Here is a 25,144-nt window from a genome sequence, read left to right on the forward strand (position 1 = left end):
TTGAGCCGCTTACCGGATACGCGTCAGTGCGGGAGTTTGACTACGGTGACGAAGAAGCTGTCGATCTGCCGGACGATGTCGACGAAGCGGTCGAAGTCGACCGGTTTGGTGACGTAGGCGTTGGCGTGCAGGTCGTAGCTGCGTGCGATGTCTTCTTCGGCTTCGGAGGTGGTGAGCACAACGACCGGGATGCTGCGCAGGTCGGGGCTGACTTTGACCTCGGCGAGCACTTCGCGGCCGTCCCGGCGGGGAAGGTTGAGGTCCAGCAGGATGAGGCTAGGCCGGGGCGCGTCCTCGTACGGCGGCTCCCGCCGGAGGAACTGCAGGGCCTGCTCGCCGTCGGAGACTACCGACAGGGTGTTGCGGATCTTGTAGTGCTCGAACGCTTCCTGGGTCATCAGGACGTCGCCGGGGTCGTCCTCGACGAGCAGGACGTCGATCGGTTCGAGGGATTCGGTCATGCGGCGTCCTGTTCTTCGTCGGCGGCGTCGGGCTGTTCCGAGGCCGGGAGGGCGGGAAGGGTGAAGCGGAAGCAGGTGCCTTTGGCGACCTCGGTGTCGAGCCAGATGCGGCCGCCGTGGTGTTCGACGATTTTGCGGCACATCGCCAGTCCGATGCCGGTGCCGGGGTAGTCGCCGCGGCCGTGTAGGCGCTGGAAGATGACGAAGATCCGCTCGGCGTACTGGGGGTCGATGCCGATGCCGTTGTCGGTCACGGAGAACACCCACTCGTCGCCGTCGCGTTCGGCGGCGACGGTGATCTGCGGGGGGTGTTCGCCGCGGAACTTCAGCGCGTTGCCGATCAGGTTCTGGAACACCGCGGTCAGCAACGACGTCTCCGCGCGCACCACCGGGAGGTCGCCGGTGACGACCACGCGCGCGTCGGTGTCGGCGATGACGCTCTCGACGTTGGCCGTCGCTGCGGCCACCAGCGCCGACGTCTCGGCATCGACCGGCTCGCCACCGCGGCGGCCAACGCGGGAGAACGCCAGCAGGTCGTTGATCAGGACCTGCATCCGTTTCGCGCCGTCGACGGCGAACCCGATGTACTGCACACCACGCTCGTCGAGCTGGTCGGCGTACCGCTTTTCCAGCAGCTGGCAGAAGCTCGTCACCTTGCGCAGCGGTTCCTGCAGGTCGTGCGAAGCGACGTAGGCGAACTGCTCGAGGTCGGAGTTCGACCGCTCCAGCGCGTGGGTCCGAGTCTCCAGCTGCGCGTGCGCCTGCGCCAGCTCGGCGACCTCCTCCAGGATACGGCGGCGCATCGTGTCGACGTCGGTGGCGAGCTGGCGTACCTCGCGGGGCCCGGTGCCGACCACCGGGCGGCGCAGGTCCCGGGCGGCGGCGTCGCGCACCGCAGCGGCAAGCTGCTGGATCGGGCCGACGACCGCGCGGCGCAGACCGGCGAACAGCAACACGAACGCCACCGCGATCACGACGGCGATCGCGATCAGCATCCAGGTCAGTAGGCTCGACGCCGTGGTCAGGTCGGCCCGGTCGGCGGTCCGCGCGGCTTCCAGGTGCGCGGTCTGCTCGGCCAGGCGAGCGCGGAGTGTGTCGAACAGGGTTTTGCTCTGCTCGGCCTGCGCGGGCGTGGGTGCGGTAGGGGTCGCGGCAGCGCCGCGCCAGGTGTCAGCGGCCGCGAGGACGGCGTCGAGGTCCCGGCCGGCCTGGGTGCCGGCGGTGGCCCCGAGCCGGCGCAGCTCGGCCACGGCCTGGTTTTGCTGGGCCTGGCCGGTGCGGTAGGGCTCGAGGAAGTCCGGCCGCTGGGTGAGCAGGTAGCCGCGGATGCCGGTTTCCTGGTTGACCAGGGAGGTGGCCAGGGCGTTGGCCTGCAGCAGCTGCGGTCCGGTCTGGTCGAGCAAGCGGGTGCGGGCGTCGCTGAGGTTGGTCAGCGCGATCGCGCCGCCGAGGAGAGCCGCGCCGAGCACGATCGCCTCGGCGAGGGCCAGCAGCGTGACCCAGCGCCGCATGGGCCAGGCGGTCGAGCTCGGGGTCATCGGGTGTCTCCGTGGGGCTGGCGGGTCAGCAGAACCAGGGCGATGTCGTCGTCCAGCGGGCCGGCGTTGAGCTCTTGAACGCGGGTGATGAGGGCGTCCAGCGCGGCGCCGGTGTCCACGGGCTGCCGCAGCTGCTCCTGGGCCAGCGTCGCCATCCGGTCGTGGCCAAGCCGGTCGCCCTGCTCGGTCCGTCCTTCGAAGATGCCATCGGTGTAGAGCAGCAGAGACCATCCCGGCGGCAGCGCGTGCTGGGTCTGGCGCCGCGGGCGCCGCGAGGGGACACCCAGCGGTGGGCCGAGCGCATCTGAGGTCAGCAGGGTGGCCGGCGAGCCATGCGGCAGTAGCAAAGGGGGTGGATGGCCGGCGAGGGCCATCCGCGCGGACCTGCGGTCCGGGGCGAGGGTGATCGTGCAGGCGGTGGCGAACAGCGGTTTGATTTGCTCGTTTTCCAGGACCTGCTCGACCGTGGTCAGGACGTCGGGGGCGGGCAGCCCGGCCAGCACGAGGGCCCGCCAGGCGATCCGCAGCGCCACGCCGAGGGCGGCTTCGTCCGGGCCGTGGCCGCAGACATCGCCGATGATCATCTCGACGGTGCCGTCGGCCAGCTCGACGGTGTCGTAGAAGTCGCCGCCCAGCAGCGCCCCGTCACGTCCGGGGCGGTACCGCACAGCGAGCTCCAGCGCGGGATCCTGCAGCAGGGGAGTGGGCAGCAGGCCGCGTTCCAGGCGCGTGTTTTCCCCGGCGAGCAGCTGCTGCTCCAGCAGCTGCTGCTCGGCGCCTTCGGCGCGGCGCCGCTCCCAGGCATATCGCATCGCCCGCATCAGCAGGTGGCCGTCGACCTGGTCCTTGCCCAGGTAGTCCTGCGCGCCGGCGGCGACCGCGGCCACCCCGGTGGCGGTGTCGTTCTGCCCGGTCAGCACGACGATGGCGACGTCAGGGCGATGCCGGCGCAGCGTGGTCAGGGCGGTCAGCCCGGTGGCGTCGGGCAACTGGAGATCAAGCAGGACACAGTCGACGCCGCCGACGTGCGTGAGCGCGGCTGCCAGGGTCTGCACCCGTAGCAATGCGACCTGCTCGGCGCCGACCGGCAGGTCGGCGAGCATCTCCTCGACCAGCAGGGCGTCCCCGTCGTCGTCTTCGACCAGCAGCACCGAGAGCCGGTCGCTCGCCGTCAGCGCCGAAGAGACCCGGGCAAAGCCGATCGCAGCAGTGGTCACAACGTGAAGCCTCTCTGGAACCGAGGCCTCACCACGTGCCCGCACGTAGACGGGCGGGATCAGCCGCAACGACGCCCACGCGGGCGCTCGCCAGTAGCTGTGGACTCAACCGGCAGGAGTGTATAGCGCCCCGGCGCGCCGCCCGTCAGGGTGCTCCACATATCACCGAAATGATCATCGCTGAGCGCCGGACAGGCAGAACGACCAACATGAACCCATCACCTGTCCGGTCACCGGAGACGGTGCGGAGCGGGTGGTAGCGACCCCGCCGGCCCTGGGTTTAGAGCCGGCGGGATCTAGGTCGAGAAGTACCCGTGCGAGTCAACTTGACCTTCACCACCCGTACCCCGTCCGTGCAAGCCGAAACACTCCGCTCGTCCACGAGCGTTCGGTGCGGCGACGTTGGTGGTCGCGAGGGTTGAACATGCAGCCGTGCTTCACACCTCCAGGGAAATCGTTGACGTCGTCCTGGCCGGCATCCACGCCACCACGCCATAGGGGGACCCATACCCGACCGCGGGGAGGACGACTGCCCGGCTCAACCTCGGGCAGGTTGCTCACGTTGGAGTGAGCGCGACGCCGGGTGCTGCTGGATCAGCGGCCGCTCAGCACGTCGGTGCGGCAGCCGACCGGCAACGGTATTCAGCACCCAGAGGCGGCTGAATCAGTGGTGAGTCAGCGGGCCGGAAGGTCAATTTCGGTGTGGCGCGTCGCCAATGTCGACGCGACGTCGGCCAGCTTGACATTCAGGTCCTGCGAGGTGCGCCGCAGCACATCAAATGCCGCTTCCGCCGAGACGCCGCGGCGGGCCATGATGATGCCCTTGGCCTGGCCGATGACGTCCCGGCTTTCGATCGCTGTGCGCAAGTGTGCGGCCTGCAGCTCGGCGCGGGTGACGGCGTCGGTGGTGGCAAGGGCCAGCGACGCGTGCGTGGCCAGCAGCAGCAGGACATCCCGGTCGGCGCCGTCCAGGCCGCCGGCGGTTCTCGAGAACACGTTCAAAGCGCCGACGGAACTGCCACTGGGCGCGCCAGGCAGCAGGGCGGTGGCGATGACGGAGCGAACGCCGAGGCCGACCGCGGCCGGGGCCCACCGCGGCCAGCGCGGCTCGTCGGCCAGATCCGGGCAAATGGCCACCGCTGGGCCCTCCGGCACGGCCGCCGCGACGCAGGGGCCTTCACGGAACCGGTACTGCAGCACGTCAAGGTCGGTGGCCAGGTCGTGGGTTTCGGCCGGGGTGTGGAAGCCGCCTTCGGGGTCGAGCAGGGTGAAGCTGGCGACATCGGCAGCCGGGACCATCACGACAGTCGCGTCCAGGACCCGCTGGAGCACATCCTTGACCGAGGGAGCGGCCAGCAGCGTGGTCGTCAGCTGGGCGAATTGCGCAGCCAGCGGTCCCAGAGCCGACCGAGTGGCCTCGGCGCCGGAAACGAACGCCGTTTTGTCGAGCTGCTCATCTCGCTCACCGGTCATGCCCATCCTCCTGTGATTCACGAAGGATGGCTGCCTGCTCAACCATCGTCGCCACCAATCTAGCCGTACGGGTGGCCGAAGCCGGTGTAGCCAGCGTCCGGCGTAACACGGCGCGACCCGATCACGACTTCTGCCTGCCAGGACGAGCCGACCGGGAAGAGGGCGATGGAGCTGCAGCTGAGAGTCAGCGGCGAGGTGGGCTCGTTGTACCGGTGGCTGCTGGCCGACCCCGACGTGGCCGGATTCGTCCAGGACACCGCGAGTGTCGAAGGCGAGGAGGACCTGGGCGGGTTCGAGGTGATCAACACCCTCGTCGCGAACGCGGCCGCCTTGTCGAGCTTGGTGGTGTCGATCCTCGCGTGGCGCTCCCACCGTCGCCCGGAGGCGAACGAAGTCCGGATCGAGCACAACGGTGTCAGCGTGGTCGTGCGGGATCCGGCTCCGGAGACGGTCGCGGCGATCACCGCCGCGCTGGCCGACCCGGTGCCGGTGGACGACGAGCAGGCGGTCTGACCCGGTGCTCGACCTGGCGGACCCGGGCTCTTCGCGTGCCCTGCTGGTGGGCTGTGGCCGGTACCGCCACCTGCGCGACGTGCCGGCCGTCCCCGCCGGCGTGCTGGGCCTGCAGACGGCGTTGACCGACACCCGGTTGTGGGGTCTGCCGCCGGCGCACTGCCGCACCCTGACCGATCCGCCGTCGGCCGGTGAGGTGCTCGACCGCATCCGCGACAGCGCGGCCGCGGCCACGGACCTGTTCGTCTTCTACTTCGTCGGGCACGGGTTCATCGACCTGGACTCCGACGAGCTGTTCCTCGCCCTGCCTGCCACCGACCGCACGCGGCCTTGGACCGGGCTCCCGTATGACTGGATCCGCCGCGCGCTGCGCCACCCCGGTGTCCGGGCGAAACGCAAGCTGATCGTGCTCGACTGCTGCTACAGCGGCGTCGCGCTCGGCGGGACCCTGGCCGCCGACGCGGCCGACCATGCCGCAGTCGACGGCGTCTGCGTCCTGACCGCCAGCGCCGAAACCAAGACCGCGCTGGCCCCGCGCGGCGAGCCGTTCACCGCGTTCACCGGCGAGCTGCTCAGCACGTTGACCGGGGGCATCCCCGGCGGCCCGGCCATCCTCGACATCGACACGGTCTATACGCACCTGCGGGCGAGCTTGCGAGCCAAGGGACGGCCGCTGCCGCAGCTGCGCAGCCGCAACGCCGGCACCCGGATCCCGCTCGCGCGCAACCTCGCCGGCCCACCACTCCCACCGGCCACCCGGCCCACCCGGAAAGCCCGCGTCACGGCGGCCGCGGTGCTGGCCACTACCATGCTCGTCGCGGCCGACACCGTGCCGATTCCGGCGCCTCCACCGCCGGTCGAAATAGTGGCCTGTCAGGGCAGTGAGCCGCTCGCCCCACCGCCTGCCAGGCCGCTCACCCGTACTCCGGCTGTCGTCGCGGCCACAGCAGCGCTGGCCGGCAAGCCAAATCTGAACATCGGCACGATGCTCACCCGGCCGGGACTGGCAGAACGCTGCCCTGACGGCACCTTCCGGGGATTCGACATCGCCATCGGAGAGATGGTCGCCGCCGACCTCGGATACCCACCGGAGCGCGTCCACTGGGTGGACCTACTTGCCGAGGAACGGCTCTCCTCGGTGCTGACGAACCGCGTCGACCTCGTGGCCGGCAGCATGGCAATCACCGATTCCCGTCGGCGATACCTCCGGTTCGGTGGTCCCTACGAGATTTCCGGCCAGTCGCTCATGGTCGCCGGTCCCACCACGACCGTCGACGGCCGCGAGTCCTTCCGCAACCCCGACCTGACCGTCTGCGCCGTCGAGGGCACCACCGCGGTCGAAAGCCTGCGCCCTTACCTGAATCGCTCCGGCCAGCTGATTACTCGCCGGACCATCGCCGGATGCCTCCAGCTGCTTTTGCACGGCCTCACCACGGCGGTGAGCTCCGACCGTTCGGTCCTGCTCGGCTACCAGCTCGGCCTCGGCGCCAAGGTCAAGCTCGTCGGAGCGCCGTTCAGCGACAGCTCCTACGGGATCGCCGTCGGCAAGGACCGGCATGAGCTGGCCGACGGGATCGACGACATCCTCGAGCACAGCTACCAGGACGGCCGCTACCAGTCCGCCTGGCGCCAGTCACTGGGCAAGCTGCTGCCCGAAGTCACCTCCGGCCCCCCGATCGACCGCACCATCGGCTGAGGATCCATCAGCCGCAATTGTGGTGGTGTGACGGCGGGCCAGCGACTGGCGGCCAGCTGGCAAGTAAGAGCGAAGATCACCGCTCCGATGAGTGGTCTGGTCCGCGAGGCACTACCACTTCTCCATCGGATTCCTGTTCCTCGGATCAACGCGACGACATCGCGTTGCGGACCTCGGTGCCCGGAGCACATGGTGACGCACAGGTGCTTGCTCAACGCTTCCCGAGGCGGGGGCAGGCGCTCGCACGAAGAGCACCTGGATCGGCGGCCCTCGAGCAAACGCCGCCGGTTCATCCCTGCCGATCAGCGGTCTCGCGAGTTAGCGGCCACGCTCAGATCGGCCCAGGCGATTTCCCGCAGATCGCGGTGCAGCCACCGGGCGATGCGGTCGATCACCCACGGCCGGCTCATCTCCTTCCGCTCGTAGCCCAGCAACCGGACGCGCCGGCGGGGAGCGATCAGCGCCGCCAGGATCACCGGCGCACCGGTGCTGTCCACCTCGGTGATCAGGTCGGCGATCCGCCCGAGTGGCCGCCCCTGGGTGTCGTAGGCGGTCGAACCCAGCAGGTCACTTGCGCGCATCACGAGCTCCCGGGATCCGGCCGATCACGTGCTCCCGCAGCCACTTCTCCAGCGGCGGTTCCGTCAAGACTTCCGCCCGCAACGACAACGTCAAGTGACTTCCGACGTCGGCGACGTGCTCGAACGGGATCCGCAGCGGCACCGGCGTTTCTTCGGCACGCAGCCGCGTGGCCACCGCGGCGAGCCAGCGCCCGAATCGGCCGCCGATCCGCAGTCCGAGGGCGACCTGGCCGACCAGCAACGCGACGACCCGCAGCCGCCCATCCTCGCCCGCGGCCAGCTCGACGTCGTCGACCTTGCCGACCTTCCGGCCCGCCAGGTCGACGACCTGCCGGTCGAGGAGGTGGAAGTCGATCCGCAACGTGGTCATTGGCCGGCTCCGGTGATGATCATCAACGGGATCGCCGCGACCGCCGCGACGAGGATGACGCTCAGGTAGGTGACGCCCAGTACGTTGCGGATCCGGCCGTTGACCTGGTCGCCGAGGTAGTCGCGGTCGTTCGCGACGACGAGGATCGGCAGGTAGGTCAGGGGCAGGACCACCGCGGACAGCAGCAGCGTGTACTCGGTGAGCTGCACCGGGTCGATGGTGGTCAGCAACAGCGCGGCCCCCAGCACGACACTGACCAGCACGACGGTGTGGAACCGGGCCGCGCGACGCGTTTGCCCCACTCCCAGCCGAAGTACTGGGCAACGGTGTAGCCGGCGGACAGCCCGGTTTCCAGCGCCGCCCCGAACGTCGCGGCGAACACGCCGAGGATGACCACGGCCAAGCCGAGTTTGCCCAGCGCGAGCCCGACCGGCAGCGTCGTCTGGGTGATGGCGTCGACCTTCACCGAGGCCGGCTCGAACACGACCGCGGCGCACGCCATGATCGCCAGCGACAGCATGCCGCCGAGCGGGAACCCGACGAACACGTTGATGCGCTCGGTGCCGAGGTCCTTGCGCGTCCAGTTCTCCTCCACTCCACCGGACGAGAAGAAGAACACCTCGTACGGCGTCATCGCCGCTGCGAACAAGGCGACCGCGAAATATCCGTAGGTGGCCCAGTTCTCCGTCGGCGGTGGTCCCCCGCCCACCTCACCGAGTAGATCGGCCCACGACACCGGCAGCGTCACCAGCGCGACCACGAACACGACCAACGCCAAGCCCAGCAGCCCGAACACCCGATCGAGGGTCTCGAACTTGGTGCGCCACAACACCACCCAGAGCACGACCGCCACGACCGGCACCCACAGCAGGTAGTGCACGCTGGTCGCCAGGTGCAGCGCGAGCGCCACCCCGCCGATCTCCGCGCCCAACGTCAGCATGGTGACCAAGTAGGACCCGACCAGGTTCACCAGCGCGATCCGCGGGCCCAGCCGTTCGCGGATCAGGTCGAACACCGGACGGCCACTGACCGCGGCGATCCGGCCGGCCATGTCCGCGTAGACGCAGATCCCGACGATGCCGACGATCACGACCCACGCCAGCCGCATGCCGAAGCGGGCGCCGGTCTGGGAGTTCGCGACGAGGTCGCCGATGTCGACGAAACCGCCGATCGCCGTGAGGATCCCCAGGGTGACGGCCAAGACCTTCTTCATCGGCGGCGCTCCAGAAAACCGGCCAGCAGATCACCAGTGCTCCGCAGCTTCGCCGCCAACGCGCGTTCGGCCCCCGGTCCCGCGTCCGTGGCGGCGCTGACGGCGGCCACCTCGGCGGCCGCAGCGCTCAGCAACGGCAGGCACTCGTCGCGCAGCGCGAAGGCGGCGGCGTCCGGAACCTCGTCGCCGGCGAAATCGCTGATCGCCGTGGCCAGGCTGTCGCGGGATTGCCACAGCACCGCCGACCGGTACGGAGGAAGGATGTTCTCCTCGGCGTCGGCCGTCACCATCAGCTCGGTCGTCCGGACTGTGACAGCGCCTCTTCCGCCGCCGACAGCGCGGAATCCCGGTAGTCATCGGACGAAGCAGGCAGAACGGACGGAACGGCAACCGCCGCCAGCACAACGAGGGCAGCTCCGCCCCACACCGCGATCTTCACTGTTCTGCCGTGCACTGGATCACCGTAGTACCGGTGACCTGATCCGGCTCATCGACGGCGCTGCGGACTGAAGCCATGCTCTGCCGAAGAATGGTGCTGGTTATGCGTTGTCTTGCTGGCGGAGTTGACCGTTGATGTCCAGCGGGAACGCCGAAGGCGATCTGGGGCCCGGTTTCATGGCCGTGGTCGTGGATCCAGCGTGACGGCAATGACCCCGACGGCCTGCCGGCCGTCGGGGGCGGCAGGTCATCAGCACTCGTAGGTCTCGACGCGGGCTGATCGACTCAGCGGCTGGCGGTGCCGATTGGCGCTGACAGAGGCGTTCGACCCTGGTCGGTACCGCGTGCCGTTGCCATTCTCGGAGGACGCCGACCGGCAATGTGGGTTTCCCCCCGGCCCACCGCCGGTCGGCGAGGCCTGTCGGGCGCAGCACGGCGCACCCGGCAGGCCGCCTCACCGTCGATGCACCGCGTTCACAGCCTGTTGGTGCGGCCATGGACGGAGCGACACGGGCATGCGGTCGTTCCCGCACCCGCCGAAGGTCCACGACAGCGGCCAACTCGACGGCGCCCTCGCCCCAGGGGCGGCGCTTGCGCTCCCGTTAACTGCTGGCACCCGCGAGTGCTCGCTGACGAGGAGATCCACGGCAAACCCACCGTGGTGATCAGCCGGGGTTGCGCCGCCGCACGTGGGCGCAACATCCCCGCGTCGAGGGCTGCTTCGGACGCCGCGCCAGGCACGCGCCACGCTGACCGGAGGACGCGACGACCCGACACTGGCTCTGGTGGTGACGCTGGCCCAGGACGGCGATCCGGGCCAGTTCCGCGAGCGGCTGGAGACGGAGAGGCTGCCTTGGCTTCGGCAGGCCTTGGACTTGGAGACCGTTCTGGTGAGCATGGCGCTACGGTTCAGTTCCCGAGCCGAGCGCTCACTCCGGTAGCTGACAGTGCAGCTATGACCCCGGTGAAGCCACCGCAGCGAACGCAGCTCATCTTCCTGTGTCGCTGCTGAGTTCGCGCATCTGCAACGCGTTGAGCCTTGCGGACGACTCCACCTTCGACCACTATCGTGTGACGTTCTGCACGTGCACCCGCACGGGCAAGGGGGTGTGATGACCGAAGTGGCGCCGGCGGTGGCCGGGACCGATGCCCGGAGTGACGCGGCGCTGATCGCGGCGGTCCGTGGTGGTGACATCGCGGCTTTCGGTGAGCTCTACGAACGCCACCTCGCCGCCGCCCGGCGGGTGGCGGCCGCGATCGCGGCCGACGTGGCGGAGCGGGACGACCTGATCGCCGAGGGCTTCACCCGCGTGCTGCGGATTCTGCGCAACGGTGACGGGCCGGACGAGGATTTCCGGCCGTATCTGCTGACGACAATCCGGAACACGATGGTCAGCTGGCGGCGGCGTGACTCCACTGTGTCGGTGGTGGCCGAGGTGCCGGACGTCCTGCCGGGCGAGGGCAGCGACGAGTCGGTGAACAGCCGGTTGCACGCCACGGTCGCCGCGGACGCGTTCGCGAGTCTGCCCGAGCGGTGGCGGACGGTGCTGTGGCGGACCGAAATCGACGGCGACTCGCCCGCGAAGATCGCCGAAGACCTCGGGATGACGCCGAACGGCGTGGCGGCGCTGGCCTACCGTGCGCGGGAGGGCCTGCGGCAAGCGTACCTGGGCCAGCACGTGCCGGAGGCGCGGCGGCGCCACTGCAAGAACGTGTCCGGTCAGCTGGCCCGGTGGGTGCGGGACGACATTTCCGACCTCAAAGCGCACCGGATCACCGTGCATCTCGAGCGGTGCGCGGACTGCCGGAAGCTGGCGACCGGCTTGCAGGAGCTGAACGAGGAGCTGCCCGCCACCGTGGCGCCGCTCATCCTCGGCTTGCCGATCATCACGCACTGGCTGACCACGGGCAGTTCATTCGCCTCGTCCGGGGTCGCCGCCAGCACCGGCGCCTCGGCGTTGTCCTGGGCGACGGCCGCGAAGGTCGCCGCGGCGGGCGCGGTCCTGGTGACGACGGTGACTATCGGTACGAGCACCTCCAATGACACCCCGCCGCCGGTGTCCGGCGGCGCGGCAACGACGACGCAGACCGCCCGGAGCGGCTCGGCCGCGCGCGACACTGCGGGGCAAGCAGTTCCAGCGGGCCCTGGCCAGGCCTCGCCGGATCCGCAGCTGACGTCGGCGCCGGGTGCAGCTTCGGCCGATGAGACGGCGGCTGCGGCGGAGTCCGAAGCGGCCCAGGGCTCAGGAACCGACACGAACGACGGCCAGGCGGCGAAGGAATCCAAGCTGGCCGCGAAGGAATCGAGGCAGGCCGCGAAGCAGTCATCCAGGCAAGCGGCCAAGGAGTCGCGGAAGGCCGAAAAGAGCAAAACCTCGGAGACTGCTGCCCCCACCGGATGACCGGGCTCAGCCTGGTCCGCGGTCACGATCCGGTCTCCAACAGGGAGGGGATGGGGCTCGGGCGTAGCAGACCAGCAGAGCCGAACGATCTCCTCGCTACAACGCACGGTTAGAGCCGAGTGCGACGCTGAGTGAGCGGGGTGGTTGACGGTATGGCGAAGCGCGGCAAGCGATGGAATTGTGATGGCGGTGGCCGGGCACACGCTCGGACACTTCGGGCACTCGGATTCCGCTGCGTCGAAGCGACGGCAGACGTGCGGTGGCTTCGTCGTGGCGGAGTGCTGCTTCCGGTGCCGAAGGGGCCACGGCTTTCGCGGTGGCAGATCCGGTATCTGCAGGCGGCGTGCGGATACGGCAAGGAGGAGTATCTGCACGCCTGGCGGAACAAGGTGCCCAAACTCGGCTGTCCCCACGGCAATGCCGCTTCTGCGGATTAGGCATGGGAACGGTGACGGATGTCCGGGCGTGACAACCACAACGAGAGGCTGCAGCCGGTGCGGCTGCCTCTTCCGCAGCGGCTTGTGTGCGGAGGATCTGGTTTGCTGGTTGCGGGTTTCGCCCAATGGGACGTGTTCTTGGGACATGAAGGAGCCGCTGTGGTGGCTCTGGTGGTTCTGGCCGGGGCGGCGTTTCTGCTCGGGGTCGTCGGCGTGCTGCCGGGGCGAGTGTCGTGGGGTAAGAACTTGAAGATCGATCTGCGGACAGGCACCAAGGGTGCCGACGCGCAAGCGCTGGAGACGCCGCCGGCTGAGCTCGCTCAGATTGCGCAAAACGCTATCGCCGACGCGATCGGTGGTGTCGAAGACGGTGTGGACCTCACCGAGGCTGCCCGGTTGGCCGAGCACGCGCTATTCAACAGTGAAATCATGGCCGTCGTCGCAGAGATAGCAGCTGAGTTGGGCGCACAGGTAAGCCTCAACGGGGCGGCCGACGAATGGTGGAACACGCGCGTCGAGAAGGCGGGGAAAGCGGTGTTCTTGGCTATTCGCCTGGTTCTCGACGAGCACGTGGCCAACCGGGTTCGTTCCCGTGCTTCGATGGTCGTCGGCGGAGCTGCCGTGCTGGTCGTGGTGCGAGAACTCGATGAACAGGCGCTGCGCTTTCTCGGACCGCAGCCGCCCGCGGTGATCACTTGGGAGGGAAATCCGGGCGAGCTGCGCGGCTCGCTCGCCGGTTTGCTGGGAGTCAAGATGAAAGCGGCCCGCTGAAGGGTCCGCGCCAGCAGCGGGTTGCGTGCTGATGCAGACTTCTCGGTGCAAAAAGACGATAGTTGGCGCCACCCGCGATCATCAAAACCGGCGAGGATCGCGGTCGGGTGTTGCTCCCGGTGCAGTGCGTCCGGACGCTGACGGCTTTCTCTGAGCTTGACGTGCTGGCAAGATGACATGTGCGGACATGCCGTGGCGAGGACCGGCGCGTGGACTCCGGCGGAAACGGTCGATCCACTGTGGGTGTTCAGTCGTGTGGTCGGCCGGTGGCGGGTGGCCGTGAGTTGTTGGCCAGCTCGGTAGCGACGATCTCCTCGATCCGCGTGGCCGCGCGGGTCCAGTGCCACCGCGAGGCCAGGATCACTGCGATGAGCACTGCGGCCGTGGCGAGGACGATCATGCCGGCCGCGGTGTCCGCGACCGGAATGGCCGCCGTGGTGGCTGGGAGTGCGAGTACCGGCCAGCGCAGGCGCCGGCGGGCGTGCCGTGCCTGATAGGTCAGCATCCCGAACAAGGGCAGGTGTGCGCTCATTCCGGTTCTCCGCGATGTCGCGGACGGCTCGCCCTCACCTCAAGCCGCCGCCACGGTCGATGTCTGGTGTCATTTCTAGGTCGCAGAGCTCTGCAGCTGAGTTACAGTGTGCGAGATTCGCGACCAAGGAGGAGTCGGCAACCACCCTTATGAGCTAAGCGACTTCGGTCTAATCCTACTCTCTGTAGAGAACGAGACCTTATCGTGCTGTACGCGACCGAAAATCGTCTGGCACTCCAGGCTGGCGTCCGGTTGGTCAAGCGGAATGTGGTGAGACCGTGGTCGACATGGTCCTGAGCGGTGCGCTCGATCCGAATCTTCCGCGGCCTCTCGACGGATTTCGCGCTTGCCTTACGATGCCGACGGAACCGGAGCGAAGTCGTTCACTGTAGCGATGACCTCCGTGACGGACATTCCACACAGGCGGGCAAGGTGTTCAAGCGCGGCGCCGGAAAGGATTTCCTCCTCGCCGCTGGGAATGCCCGAGCAAGCGAGACGGTTCTGGGCCCACCGGCGTAGCGGTTCCAGCGTCGGCGGGGCATCTCGGACGATGGCGTTCAAGTGCACCAGGAGACCGTCTGCCGGGTCCGGCGTCACGCGACGGTGAGTGCGGGCCAAGACGTCGCTCGGAGGCTCGCCGAGTGCCATGCAGATCTCGACGAACCGAATAAGCGAGCAGTGGCGAGTGCCGAGTTCGTATGTGGCGAGGGTTTGGAGGGAGAGTGTGCCGCCCATTCGCGCCCGGAGCTCCTCGCGGGTCCAGCCCGGCCGGCGCCGGGTCCGACGGATTTCGTCCCCGAGGATACGGCGGTACAGCGCGTTGTCGATGTTGGCCACCTGATTCTCCTTCGCGTTATCTGAAGTAACGATCGAAGCCCGCGAACGTCACGGGCTCGACGTACTCTGTGATGCGCTTGCGGTTCGACGCCGTAGCTGGTTCGCCGGATTGCCCGGTGAAAGTGTCGAGTTTTCCGCGGCGGTCGCGGTCCGGAGATTCTTCAACCGGTCGGAGTTGCCGCTCGCCGGGGAATTTGTTTCGTGCATGTGGGTCGTCGACGAAATGGTTCTCTGCTCAGTGCGCTGTCGAAGTTGGCGAGTGATTTCGTGTTGTCGGGTGTGGGGAAGTGACCGTCGGGCCTGCCAGGCGCCGGGCGCGTCAGGCGGTGGACTGAGCCAAGTTGAGGCCGAAGGCCAGCGCTTCGCCAGCGTCTTGCACTGCCTCGTCGCGGCCGTGGCTATGTCGCGCTGACGGTGCTTCCGGGAACGGATACTCGCGGAAAGCTGGGCTGTCACGGCGTCGCCGGATCAGCCGCCGTCGCGGCGGGGTCCAATCCAGCGGAAGGTCTGATTGCTCCTTCACCGTGCGGCTGTCGCGGAGTCCGGGCCGCCTCTGTTGCGTCAGCGTTGAGGTCGAAGGAGCGGACCCCTGCCCTGCCAATCACCCGGACATGTGTCGCAGGTCACATTGTTGAAGGTTTGCGCTGCGCCGAGACGGGTATTCGGTCCTGCTTACTTGTCCCACCGGAGGTAAAGAGTGGCTTCCGATCCTCTTTGGGTTCAACCCCGTGATCTGCGGCGAGTGACGGCCCTCCCTGCGGAATCGGGCACAGGTGCGGTCGTGCTCGAGGTCGCCGGGGAGGTCGACTTGCATAGCTCTCCCGTTCTGGAAGCCGCCATCGCCGAGGCTAGGGCGAGCGGACCAGAGCTGCTGGTGATCGATCTAAGCGAAGTATCCTTCCTAGCGTCGATCGGGATCACGATCCTGCTCAAAGCCAGTCGCCAGGCGGCGCCCGTCACCCGGGTCCGGGTGGTGGCTCCCGAGCACAGCACGGTGGCACGTGTTTTCCAGTTGACCGGTGTCACCGAAGCGCTCGGTGTCGTCCCAGCCCGCACCGACGCCCTGCCATGAGGCCGGGTCCATCAGGGTCGGGGCCTCCCTGGCTCAAGTGAGCCGCCGTCCAGAACGGCCGCATGATCGGATCGTTACGCCCTCGCCGACTTGTTCCGCCACCGCGAGCTGATGTGGCAGGCTGACTTCGACCTGGCGGATGGTTCACGGCGCCGACGGTCGGGGCTGTGTCGTGAGAAGGTGGCGCAGCTGGCAGGTATGTCCATCGCCTAGTTTCGCGGAGCTGAAGGCGAGTCCGGAACTGCTGCATGGTCCCGCGCCGACGACCCTGGTGGCGGAACAGGTCGCTGTCCTGCTCGGCGCATTCGCCCGCCAAGACGGCAGCGGAACCCGGAGGGTGGGCCGATGATGGTCATACCGCGGTCGCCTGTGATGGCGCCCTGGTCGGCAGCGGTCGACGGGCGGGACGCGGTGTTCTCCTACGTGCCGGAGGTCGGCGCGCAACCGAGGATCCAGCCGCATGCCTGGCGGGGTCGAAGTGTGCTGGTGCCGGTGGCGGCGGTGCCGGGGTTGGCGGCCGCGGTCGAGGCGGTGCTGGAGAGCACTGCGACGGCCAAGGTCGGCGGTCTCGACCGGTGGAGCCGGGCGCGGGTCGACCGGATCACGGAGTGCGTGTACTTCGACGGCCCGGTGCTCGCGGGAGGCCGGAACGGGCATACGCCGGTTCGCACGCTGTTCGTCGCGGTGGCTGACCTGCGGGGATTGCGCCTGCGGCTGACGGCCTACCTCGCGGCTCCGGGTCTGGCGTAACGGCGGTCGCCTCCCAGGTGGTGGGCGACCCCGTCGGCCCCCGATTTTGGAGCCGACGGGGTCTGGGTCCGAAGGACACTCGTACGAGACAATCAGACCTGGCCTCTCGATACCCCCGTTCGGACGCATCGAAACTTCTCCTCGTCGAGCCCGCCGCGGCATCGTCGCGGACGAGACGTTCGACGTGCTGCGTTCTTGCGGCTCGCTGAAAGCCCGATGAGGTGGAATGAGCGGCATGACGTCGTGGAGACCCCCGGACGATCCGGTCGACGAGGTGAGCCAGCTGCGCGACGCGCTGGCGACGCAGCCGGTGATCGAACAGGCCACAGGGATGGTGATGCTGCTGTGTGGCTGGCCGCCCGAAGCGGCCTTCGGCGTCCTCCGGAGCATCTCCCAGCGGACCAGCGTCAAGCTGCATGAGGTCGCGGCGATCGTCGTCGCGGCCGGCAGCCGCACCGGAGCCGCGAAGGTGGACGGCGGAACGGCTTCGGCAGTGCTGGCCGAACTGCGGCGGCAATTCCCGGGAGTGGCTTTCGACGCGGACTCAGATCCGGGTTGATCGGACATACGAGCCAGAGTGTCGCTCGTGAATCACCGTCTTGTCGATCATGTGGGAACGGGTTTTCGGAATTTTGTAGATCACTGGTACGCGCAGGTGGCAGTCGCTGGCAGAGCGCTGATTCGCGCTGGTAATCCGGATATGCTGTCGACGTTTCGCTGGTGCGGAAAGGAGCGAGGGCGCGGGTGGCCGGACGTCGGGGAAACGGAGCGGTGCCCGCGGCGTTGACCATTGCCGTCGGCGTGGCCGGTGCGGTCTACTTCGCGCCGCTGGGGGACTGGGTGGCCGCTGACCCGTTGCCCGGTCAGCAGTGGATGAAGAGCCACATCGCGTTGGCGCTGTCGTTGTTCGGTGCGGTGACGCTGTTCGGTGCGGTGCTCGCGTTGTGGCAGCGCGGCGCCCGGCCGGCCGCCGGTTCTGCCGTTCATCCGTGGGATCCGCAGCAGGACGGTTATCTGGAGGATGTCCGCCGCCGGATGCGGGTGGTGTGGATTGACCAGTTCCTGGCCCGGTCGCTGGAGCGGGTCGTGCCGGCGCGGCTGGGGTTGCGGGAGCGGAAAGACGGGATCACCGGTCCATTGAGGGTGGTTGACGGCGATGGGCCGGACGAGGTCGCGGACATCGTTGCCCTCTATGAAGCCGATCGCACGCAACGGCGGTTGGTGGTCCTGGGTGAGCCCGGCGCCGGGAAGACCACGCAACTGCTGCACCTCGCGGAGCACCTGCTCGCCGACGGAGCCGGGCCGGTGCCCATCGTCGTCTCGTTGTCGACCGGCAGCTGGAAGGTCGAGCCCGGCCGGGAAACCACCCTGCAGCGGACCGGCCGCGCGGACGAGGCGACCTACGACGAAAAGGTGATGCGGCGCGAGCGGCTGCGCGCGGCCCGCCGGGTGCAGGCCGACCTTGCTGTGGCGGCTGCGATCGACTGGCTGTCGTGGGAGATCTCGCGGCTGTATCAGGTCCCGGAGGCGAAGGTCGCGGCGTGGTTGCGGATGGACCGCAGCCCGATCGTGCTGCTGCTGGACGGGCTGGACGAGATCCGCAACGTCGAGGACCGCCGCCGCTGCGTCGGGGTGCTTTCCCTTCTGCGGTCACGGTTGAACACCGCAATCGTCGTCTGCTGCCGCACCAAGGAGTACTTCGAATCCGAGCGCCTCCTGAACTTCGGCGCCGCCGCCGAGATCACGCCGTTGAGCGCCGCGGACATCGACCAGTACCTAGCCGACGCCGGCGACGAGCTGGCGTCGCTGCGCGGCGCGTGCGGCCGCAACGCCGAGCTGGTCCGGCTGCTGAACACACCGCTGGCGCTGACCGTCGCCGTGCTCGCCTACCGCGGCCGGCTGGTCGACGACGCGGCCGTTGCCGAACTGCTCGCCGGCCGTCTGGATCACCTGTGGTCGGCCTACCTGGCGGAGGCCCTGCAACGGCGGCGCAGCCTCACCACACCCGGGAAACCGCGCTTCGGCGACGAGGCCACGATGGGCCACCTGCGGGGGCTGGCGCGGCTGATGGAGTCCGGCGGCCGCGACACGTTCGCGATGGAGAACCTGACCCTCGCCTGGGTGCGAAAGGCCGACCCGGCGCCGCCCGGCCGGATCCCGATGGGCGCCTACGCCGTGGTGGCGCTGTGCGCGGCACTCGGACTGGCCGGATATGAGCTTCGGGTGAAGGGCGCGGGCTACGCGATCGCCTCCGTCGTCGTGCTCATCTTGACCGCGCTGATGCAGTGGCGGATCGCGCAGCGCGTGAACGCCAGCGGGTTGTCGCAGCTGCAGCTCGCGGAGTTCGTGGCCGGCCGGTGGCGGCTGGACCTGCCGAGTGCGCTCCTGATGGCGTTGCCCAGCATTTCGACCGGGCTCATGGTGGGTGTGTGCATCGGAGCGCTCGGCGGGGTGGACGGGTTGCTGCTCGGCCTGCTGCCGGGGGTGACCGCGGGGGCGGCGGCTGCGGTGCTCGCTCTGCCGGTGCGGGCCGCGCCGCGGCGCAAGCGCGGTGCCGGGCGGGTGCGGTCGGTGCGGACCGCGGCCGCTCGGCGGACGCTGTTCGTGCGGGTGGTGACCGGAGCCGTGGCGCTGGTGGTGTGGTGGAGGCTGGCCGCGGTGCTCGCTGCGGTCGTCGGCGCGGAGGTCCGGTCCCTTGCCTACCACCTGATGATCGCGGCGGCGGCCGGGGCGTGGCTGACCGGGTTCGCGGTGTCCCTGCGGGGGTGGTGGAGCCACCGGGCGGCGGTGCGTTCGGTGCTGCGGCGCGGAGTGCTGCCTCGCGACGTGAGGGAGTTCTTCCCGCACCTGGAAGAACAGATCATCATGCGCCGCACCCCGTCCGGCTACGCGTTTGGACAGCCGCGTGACCGGCTAGTGCGGTACAGCTTCTCTAGGCCTGCAATGCAAGATTCATCGCTGTGCGACGGTAGCGGCGTAGTCGGCGCCATCGCTAATCGTTAGTGTTCACCGCGTGTGACCAACTTGCGCAAGCTAACGCAGGAATCCGGTAATTCCCTAGAATGCGATAGCGTGCCAGGCCTTTAGCTGGCCTGGCACGCCACCGTCGTAGCTCGTGTGATTTGAGTGTAGGAATATCTCGAAATCGAGGTAAGATGTTCTTAAAGGTGGGTTTAAAGTATTACTGGATGCTCAATTGAAGCAGTAGATCGAGATTCGATCACGTACCTCGCGTGCGGCCGTCTGTGCCGTGGGCCCGCTAAGTCGGCCACTGTCGATTGCCTGGCCAAGAGCCCCGTATACCAAGGATGGGAGCGGCAAGGTGGTCTGGCCGATCGCGCCGAGAATATCCAGTCCCTTTGAAAGTGCTCGGCTGCACTCTGCGGCGTTGTACGCAGCTGTAGTCGGAGCGGCCATTGCCGGTGAGATGAGGCCGAGTCCCAGGCATGCGGTCAATGCGCCAGTAGCAAGTACGCGAGAGATATACATGACAGATCCTTCTTGAGGTGAGGGTTCGCGCAGGTGATTTCGGTTTTTAAAGTCCCTGCCTAGCTACATCGAAATCCTATCACGCAGCAGATGGTTACCTTCAACGCGTATTGGTTTCTTATGGGAATCAACTATTTGCTTCGTTCGCATCCGGTCCTCTGACAGGAGCATCCTGCTGGCCGGTATACGCTCGGTTATCGGCCGGGACGTGCTCACCGGTCGATGTCGCGCTGTGATTCGTCTTGAACAAGTCGGGTTTCAGTGCAGCTTGCAACCGAGCCTCATGAGCCAGAGTCGAAGCGGTTACCTGTCACTCACTTGACTTCCCGGCGAGCAACAATGTCCGATACGTTCCCGACTTTGGTCGCTAGACCGTTCGATGGCGATTACTTAGTTTCATTGTGGATAACTTCCGATCGAGCCGATTCAGGGCCGGATGATCGAAAATCATAGGGAGAAATCGATGGTGAGATTCAGCCGGGTCGCCGCGCACGCGGTTCCGCTGACGGTCGGCGCCCTGCTGCTGACCACGGGGGTTTCCGCGGCGCAGCCGTCCACCGTGGATGCGGCGGCCGCGCGCACCGAGGCGGGCATCAACGCGCTGCAGGGCATCAAGAAGAGCCTGACCCCCGCCGAGCGGAAGCAATCGAGCCAGCTCGTCGTCGAGAAGCGGTTGCGGGCCGATCGGTCGCTCGCCGCGAAGATCCCCGACTACCGCTCGGGCGTCGGTGTCAGCAGCGCCGGCACCGTCGCGGTCGACATCGCCGCCAGCCGTGACCAGGCCGTCGCGAGCGCGGTCCAGGCCGCGGGCGGCACCGTCCGCTACGCCGCCGGTGGCGCCGTTCGCGCCGACCTGCCGCTGGCCGCCGTGGACGCCATCGCCGGCCGCGCCGACGTCGCCGAAGTGCGGCCCGCCGCGCAGGCGACCACCTGGAGCGAGCCGGGCAACCGGGACTTCCGCCAGGCCGCGGCCGCGCAGGTCGCCGCCGCGACGCAGGTGTCCGAAGGCGACAAGGCGCACGGTGCCGACACCGCCCGCACCACCTACGGCGTCAGCGGTTCCGGCGTCAAGGTCTGCGTGCTCTCCGACGGCGTCGACTCGCTCGCGAAGTCGCAAAGCGCCGGCGAACTGCCCACCGTCGACGTCCTGTCCGGCCAGAAGGGCAGCGGCGACGAGGGCACCGCGATGCTGGAGATCGTCCACGACCTCGCGCCGAACGCCGCCCTCGGCTTCGCGACCGCGTTCACCAGTGAGGCCAGCTTCGCCGCGAACATCCGCGCGCTGCGCACCACCGGCCACTGCACGATCATCGTCGACGACGTCGCCTACTTCGACGAGTCGCCGTTCCAGGACACGCAGGTCGCGCAGGCGGTCAACGAGGTCACCGCCGCCGGCGTCCTGTACTTCTCCTCGGCGGGCAACTCGGGCAACGCGACCGACGGCACCAGTGGCTACTACGAGGGCGACTTCCGGGCGTCGTCGTCGAAGATCAGCGGCGTCACCGGCACCCCGCACGACTTCGATCCGAGCAGCACGACGCAGAACTTCGACGCGCTTTCGGCGGGCTCGCTCGGCAAGCCGGTGACGCTGTTCTGGTCCGACCCGTGGGGCAAGTCCGCCAACGACTACGACCTGTTCATCCTGAACTCCTCGGGCAGCGTCGTCGCCTCGAGCGAGAACGGCCAGTCCGGCTCGCAGAACCCGTACGAGATCGCGAGCGTGCCCACCACGGGCTCCGGCTACAAGGTCGCGGTGGTCAAGTACAGCGGTGCCGACCGGTTCATCGCGCTGAACGTCATCCGCGGCCGGTTCGTGGCTTCGGGTTCGCTCAAGGCGTTCAGCACCAACGGCGTCACGAACGGCCACTCGGCGGCGGCGAACGCGTTCAGCGTGGCGGCGGCCCCGGCCGGCCCGGCGTTCGGCCGGCCGCTCGAGACCGGTGACCCGGCCAACCCGGCGGGCCCGTACCCGGGCCTGTTCAGCGCGTCGAGCAAGTGGGAGCGCTTCTCTTCCGACGGCAAGCGTCACCTGTTCTACAACGCGGACGGGTCGGCGATCACGCCGGGCAACGTGTCCTCGACGGGCGGCACGACCCGCAGCAAGCCGGACATCACGGCGGCGGACGGCGTCGCGACGTCGGTGGCGGGCTTCCAGCCGTTCTACGGGACGTCGGCGGCGGCCCCGCACGCGGCTGCGATCGCGGCCCTGCTGCTGTCCGGCAAGCCGACGGCGACCCCGGCCCAGATCCGTTCGGCGCTGGTGTCCTCGGCGATCGACCTGGGCGCGCCCGGCTTCGACACGGTGACGGGCAACGGCGTGATCATGGCCGGCCCGGCCCTGTCCGCGCTGGGCGTCCAGCCGAAGTAAGATTCCGTTGACGCACTGACTGGTTTTCCTACCGGGTGCCGGGGCAAGGACCAGTCGGTGCGCTTCGCGAGCTCAAGATCGTCGGACGGTGGTTGCGCCCGCGGCGTGACTGCAGGCCAGCGCTGAGCGGACAGTTGCCGGTGTGCTGCTCCGTACCATGGGGCGGCGGACGACGCAGGCGGGTTTGACAAGACCGCACCAGGCCAATGCCACACCACTTCCCGGCACACTAAAACCGGCTCGGTGAGCTCAATGCTCACCGAGCCGGTTTGTGCTGGGTTACCCGGCTCACAACCGGTCGGTTGTGGGCTCGGCAAAGTCTGTTTTGGTCACTGGCCGTTGCTCGTGCGCAGGGGATAGTCGGTGTAGCCGGCTGCATCGCCGCCGTAGAACGTGGCCGGATCGGCCTCGTTCAGCGGAGCCGCATCGAGAAGGCGCTCGACCAGGTCGGGGTTGGCCAACGCGAGCTGTGCGACGGTGATCAGATCGGCCAGCCCCGTGTCCAGGTCGGCGACCCGGGTGGACAGGTCGGCACCCGGCCGGTTGACAACCAGTGCGGTCGGCCAGACCTCGCGAATCGTGCGCAAAAACGAGTCGTCTCCGACGTGGACCAGTTCGAGGTAGGCCAGGCCGAGCGGGGTGAGGGCGCGAACCAAAGCCGGGTAGATCTGCTCGATGTCGTCCTCGACGATGCCGTTGTGCGGGATTCCGGGTGTGATTCGAATGGCCGTGCGGTCGGCGCCGATCTCGTCGGCGATCGCAGCCGCGACCTCGACCGCGAACCGGATGCGGTTGTCGACTGATCCACCGTACTGGTCGGTGCGCTGGTTGGCGCTGCTGGACAGGAACTGCTGCACCAGGAAGCCGTAGCCGCCGTGGATCTCGACGCCGTCCGCGCCGGCCCGGATCGCGGCGGCGGCCGCGTTCCGAAAGTCCTGGACCGTGGCGGCGACTTCCTCCGAAGTGAGTGCCCGGGGCTCCGGAATCGGCTGGGAACCGGTGGCCGTCGGCATTTCCGCCTCGGGACGGATGGCTGACGGTGCAACCGGCTGCCGCCCGTGGAGAGTGTTCGACGGGTGGGCGACGCGGCCGGCGTGCATGAGCTGAATGAAGATACGGCCGCCCACGCGGTGCACCGCGTCGGTGACCTGCCGCCACCCCGCTACCTGCTCGTCGGTGTAGATACCAGGGGTGAGCGGATACCCCTGTCCGTCATCCGACGGCTGAGTCGCCTCGGAGATGATCAGCCCGATCGACGCGCGCTGCGCGTAGTACTCGGCGTTCAGTGCGGTCGGAACGCCCTCGGGAGTGGACCGATTGCGTGTCATCGGCGACATCACGAGCCGGTTCGGCACGTGCACGCCACCGACGGTGGCGGGCTTGAACAAAGAGGAAAACGAGGTTGTCATGGTGTCTTTGACTTTCCGTAGTGGCTTCGGGCCGATCCGTCCCGCCACGCCACTATAAAGACGCAGATTTGGTTACTGGCAAGCGAACTTGCTTCCAAAAAGGGGAGCTACGCACCGTATGGAAAGTAGGCATACCTTGGAGTAACCACCTTCGTGTGGCAATTTCGCGGTCTTGCCTCCGCGCACTGGGATGTCACCATGACTCGGCACCGCATGGCGGTGTTCTTGCTCGGGGACGTCCTGTCGCTCGACCAGGCGATTCCGGTGCAGGTGTTGGCACCGCGAACTGCCGGGCTCGCTGACAGCACGCTCGCCGGGCGCCCAATGGTCGGGTGTCCGGGTGGTGTCCATCTGTTCGGGGCGTCGCCGAACTCCAGGTAGTTGCGTACGTTGGGTCGGTCCAAGCGGAGCTGGTCCGCATCTGGACCAAAGTGCCGCTCGTTGTGGTTGCCTGAGTCCGGGCGATTGCGGAATGAACCGGCGTGCTGGTATCTCCTAGCCCGCCGGTGTTCGCTCGGTCGGGTCGTCCAGACCCGGACGTTCGCATGGTGGCGACTCTTCGGGTGCCTGGGCGCTGGTACTTCCCGCTGGGAACCACTTGTCCTTGCGAGTAACTACCCGTCTTTGGGTACCTTGCTGCTGATGACGCCCGGGATGTCCGGGCAGCGGTGACGAAGGGGAAGAAGAAAATGGCTACTCGGGTATCCACGGCGCGTTGGCAGGGCTCGGTCGTGGAGGGCTCTGGCTCGATGGCGCTAGGCTCGGGGGCGTATGAAGGACCGTTCAGCTTCCGGTCGCGGTTCGAGGACGGTAAGGGAACTAATCCGGAGGAGCTGATCGCGGCGGCGCACGCTGGCTGCTTTTCGATGGCTTTCACGCATATTCTGGAAGGCGCCGGGCACTCCCCGAAATCGGTGGAGACGAGTGCCGAGGTGCGACTTTCCGCCGTCGACGGCGGATTCGAGATTACGCGTATCGACCTGAAGACGCGGGGCGACATCCCGGGTATTGACGAAGCCGAGTTCGCAAAGCTCGCCGGCGAGGCGAAGACGGGTTGTGTGGTTTCCAAGGCGTTGTCCACCGTCGAGATTACGCTGGAAGCGACCCTGGTCTAGGAAGTTCGCGAGCGCGTCGGATTGTCAGGCGAATCGGCTCTGGCGGTGACACCGTGCGCTCGTCGACCTCGCCGATGGCAAGATCGTCGGCGTGATTTCGTCCGACTGGCGCCGGAGGAGGGTTGCGACCGCGTTCGCGGACTTTCTCCGGCGCTTCGTGTGAAACGTTGTACCGACACCTTGGAGGAGCAGGTGTTCGTACCGTCCGGTAGAGTGATCGCGGTCGCCACGCGAACTTGGGCGTAGAGGTTTCCTCTGCTCTCGAGGACGAGGATCTCCCTTGGTGAGACCACCACAGTGCCGGTAAGAGTGGACGATGACATCGACGACGTCCGGGTTGTGAGGGGCTTCGGACGTTAGCTGGTCGGCGGGTTGCGCCGAGGTAAAGGTGTTCGAGCTCACAACTGGGTTCGCGATCCCGGCGATGACCGACTACGTGATCAACGCCGCGATACCACCGCT

The 25,144-nt window shown here is 68.0% G+C and carries 22 protein-coding genes; 10 read left to right on the forward strand and 12 right to left on the reverse strand.

Going from position 1 to position 25,144, the window contains the following annotated elements; translation table 11 throughout:
* Positions 1-23: 23 nt before the first annotated feature.
* The 4 genes from ACLJPY_RS36455 to ACLJPY_RS36470 form a co-directional block, all read right to left on the reverse strand.
* Positions 24-461 carry a response regulator gene (locus ACLJPY_RS36455; RefSeq protein ID WP_410595548.1) on the reverse strand — a complete coding sequence of 146 codons (438 nt, stop codon included), beginning with the start codon at positions 459-461 and terminating at the stop codon, positions 24-26.
* The gene (locus ACLJPY_RS36460; protein ID WP_410595549.1) at positions 458-1,999 is read right to left on the reverse strand and encodes a sensor histidine kinase; all 1,542 of its coding nucleotides are present in this window, start codon (positions 1,997-1,999) and stop codon (positions 458-460) included. Before ACLJPY_RS36460 ends, ACLJPY_RS36455 begins: the two co-directional genes overlap by 4 nt.
* Positions 1,996-3,216, reverse strand: coding sequence for a PP2C family protein-serine/threonine phosphatase (locus ACLJPY_RS36465; protein ID WP_410595550.1), 1,221 nt, complete (start codon positions 3,214-3,216; stop codon positions 1,996-1,998). The genes ACLJPY_RS36460 and ACLJPY_RS36465 overlap by 4 nt, the downstream gene beginning before the upstream one ends.
* A 675-nt stretch (positions 3,217-3,891) precedes the next feature.
* Positions 3,892-4,689, reverse strand: a complete 798-nt coding sequence (locus tag ACLJPY_RS36470; RefSeq protein ID WP_410595551.1) for a GAF and ANTAR domain-containing protein — start codon at positions 4,687-4,689, stop codon at positions 3,892-3,894.
* 165 nt (positions 4,690-4,854) lie between these two features.
* Between ACLJPY_RS36470 and ACLJPY_RS36475 the strand changes: the two genes are divergently transcribed.
* Together ACLJPY_RS36475 and ACLJPY_RS36480 are read left to right on the forward strand one after the other, a co-directional pair.
* On the forward strand, positions 4,855-5,202 hold the full coding sequence (locus ACLJPY_RS36475) for an effector-associated constant component EACC1 (protein ID WP_410595552.1): 348 nt from the start codon (positions 4,855-4,857) through the stop codon (positions 5,200-5,202).
* A gap of 4 nt (positions 5,203-5,206) precedes the next feature.
* Positions 5,207-6,898, forward strand: a complete 1,692-nt coding sequence (locus tag ACLJPY_RS36480) for a caspase, EACC1-associated type (RefSeq protein WP_410595553.1) — start codon at positions 5,207-5,209, stop codon at positions 6,896-6,898.
* 302 nt (positions 6,899-7,200) lie between these two features.
* On the opposite strand, the gene ACLJPY_RS36485 is transcribed toward ACLJPY_RS36480, so the two are convergent.
* The 5 genes from ACLJPY_RS36485 to ACLJPY_RS36505 are packed head-to-tail and all read right to left on the reverse strand — an operon-like array spanning position 7,201 to position 9,352.
* A complete protein-coding gene (locus tag ACLJPY_RS36485) occupies positions 7,201-7,479 on the reverse strand; it encodes a PRC-barrel domain-containing protein (protein WP_410595554.1) in 279 nt (92 codons plus the stop codon).
* Positions 7,466-7,849, reverse strand: coding sequence for a hypothetical protein (locus ACLJPY_RS36490; RefSeq protein WP_410595555.1), 384 nt, complete (start codon positions 7,847-7,849; stop codon positions 7,466-7,468). The genes ACLJPY_RS36485 and ACLJPY_RS36490 overlap by 14 nt, the downstream gene beginning before the upstream one ends.
* A complete protein-coding gene (locus ACLJPY_RS36495) occupies positions 7,846-8,112 on the reverse strand; it encodes a hypothetical protein (RefSeq protein WP_410595556.1) in 267 nt (88 codons plus the stop codon). Before ACLJPY_RS36495 ends, ACLJPY_RS36490 begins: the two co-directional genes overlap by 4 nt.
* Entirely contained in the window at positions 8,073-9,062 is a 990-nt protein-coding gene (locus tag ACLJPY_RS36500; protein ID WP_410595557.1) for an NRAMP family divalent metal transporter, read from the reverse strand. Before ACLJPY_RS36500 ends, ACLJPY_RS36495 begins: the two co-directional genes overlap by 40 nt.
* Complete coding sequence (locus ACLJPY_RS36505) at positions 9,059-9,352, reverse strand: hypothetical protein (protein WP_410595558.1); 294 nt, start codon at positions 9,350-9,352, stop codon at positions 9,059-9,061. The genes ACLJPY_RS36500 and ACLJPY_RS36505 overlap by 4 nt, the downstream gene beginning before the upstream one ends.
* Before the next feature lie 1,260 nt (positions 9,353-10,612).
* Between ACLJPY_RS36505 and ACLJPY_RS36510 the strand changes: the two genes are divergently transcribed.
* Both ACLJPY_RS36510 and ACLJPY_RS36515 read left to right on the forward strand, forming a co-directional pair.
* Complete coding sequence (locus tag ACLJPY_RS36510) at positions 10,613-11,902, forward strand: sigma-70 family RNA polymerase sigma factor (RefSeq protein ID WP_410595559.1); 1,290 nt, start codon at positions 10,613-10,615, stop codon at positions 11,900-11,902.
* Between the two features lie 596 nt (positions 11,903-12,498).
* Entirely contained in the window at positions 12,499-13,110 is a 612-nt protein-coding gene (locus ACLJPY_RS36515; RefSeq protein ID WP_410595560.1) for a hypothetical protein, read from the forward strand.
* A 247-nt stretch (positions 13,111-13,357) separates the two neighbouring features.
* On the opposite strand, the gene ACLJPY_RS36520 is transcribed toward ACLJPY_RS36515, so the two are convergent.
* The gene (locus tag ACLJPY_RS36520; RefSeq protein WP_410595561.1) at positions 13,358-13,642 is read right to left on the reverse strand and encodes a hypothetical protein; all 285 of its coding nucleotides are present in this window, start codon (positions 13,640-13,642) and stop codon (positions 13,358-13,360) included.
* 351 nt (positions 13,643-13,993) lie between these two features.
* Entirely contained in the window at positions 13,994-14,479 is a 486-nt protein-coding gene (locus tag ACLJPY_RS36525) for a helix-turn-helix domain-containing protein (protein ID WP_410595562.1), read from the reverse strand.
* Positions 14,480-15,221: 742 nt separating this feature from the next.
* Between ACLJPY_RS36525 and ACLJPY_RS36530 the strand changes: the two genes are divergently transcribed.
* The 5 genes from ACLJPY_RS36530 (at position 15,222) to ACLJPY_RS36550 (ending at position 22,158) form a co-directional block, all read left to right on the forward strand.
* Entirely contained in the window at positions 15,222-15,551 is a 330-nt protein-coding gene (locus ACLJPY_RS36530; RefSeq protein WP_410595563.1) for an STAS domain-containing protein, read from the forward strand.
* 372 nt (positions 15,552-15,923) lie between these two features.
* Positions 15,924-16,301 carry a hypothetical protein gene (locus tag ACLJPY_RS36535; protein ID WP_410595564.1) on the forward strand — a complete coding sequence of 126 codons (378 nt, stop codon included), beginning with the start codon at positions 15,924-15,926 and terminating at the stop codon, positions 16,299-16,301.
* Between the two features lie 274 nt (positions 16,302-16,575).
* Positions 16,576-16,860, forward strand: coding sequence for an ANTAR domain-containing protein (locus tag ACLJPY_RS36540; RefSeq protein ID WP_410595565.1), 285 nt, complete (start codon positions 16,576-16,578; stop codon positions 16,858-16,860).
* Between the two features lie 185 nt (positions 16,861-17,045).
* Positions 17,046-19,304, forward strand: a complete 2,259-nt coding sequence (locus ACLJPY_RS36545; RefSeq protein WP_410595566.1) for an NACHT domain-containing protein — start codon at positions 17,046-17,048, stop codon at positions 19,302-19,304.
* A gap of 949 nt (positions 19,305-20,253) precedes the next feature.
* Entirely contained in the window at positions 20,254-22,158 is a 1,905-nt protein-coding gene (locus ACLJPY_RS36550; RefSeq protein ID WP_410595567.1) for a S8 family serine peptidase, read from the forward strand.
* Positions 22,159-22,487: 329 nt separating this feature from the next.
* Here ACLJPY_RS36550 and ACLJPY_RS36555 read toward each other — a convergent pair whose 3' ends face one another.
* Positions 22,488-23,615, reverse strand: a complete 1,128-nt coding sequence (locus ACLJPY_RS36555) for an alkene reductase (protein ID WP_410595568.1) — start codon at positions 23,613-23,615, stop codon at positions 22,488-22,490.
* A gap of 620 nt (positions 23,616-24,235) precedes the next feature.
* On the opposite strand from ACLJPY_RS36555, the gene ACLJPY_RS36560 reads away from it, so the two are divergent.
* Positions 24,236-24,682, forward strand: a complete 447-nt coding sequence (locus ACLJPY_RS36560; protein WP_410595569.1) for an OsmC family protein — start codon at positions 24,236-24,238, stop codon at positions 24,680-24,682.
* The last annotated feature ends 462 nt before the right edge of the window (positions 24,683-25,144 follow it).

It is taken from the genome of Amycolatopsis sp. lyj-23, assembly GCF_046549135.1.
GTDB lineage: Bacteria > Actinomycetota > Actinomycetes > Mycobacteriales > Pseudonocardiaceae > Amycolatopsis.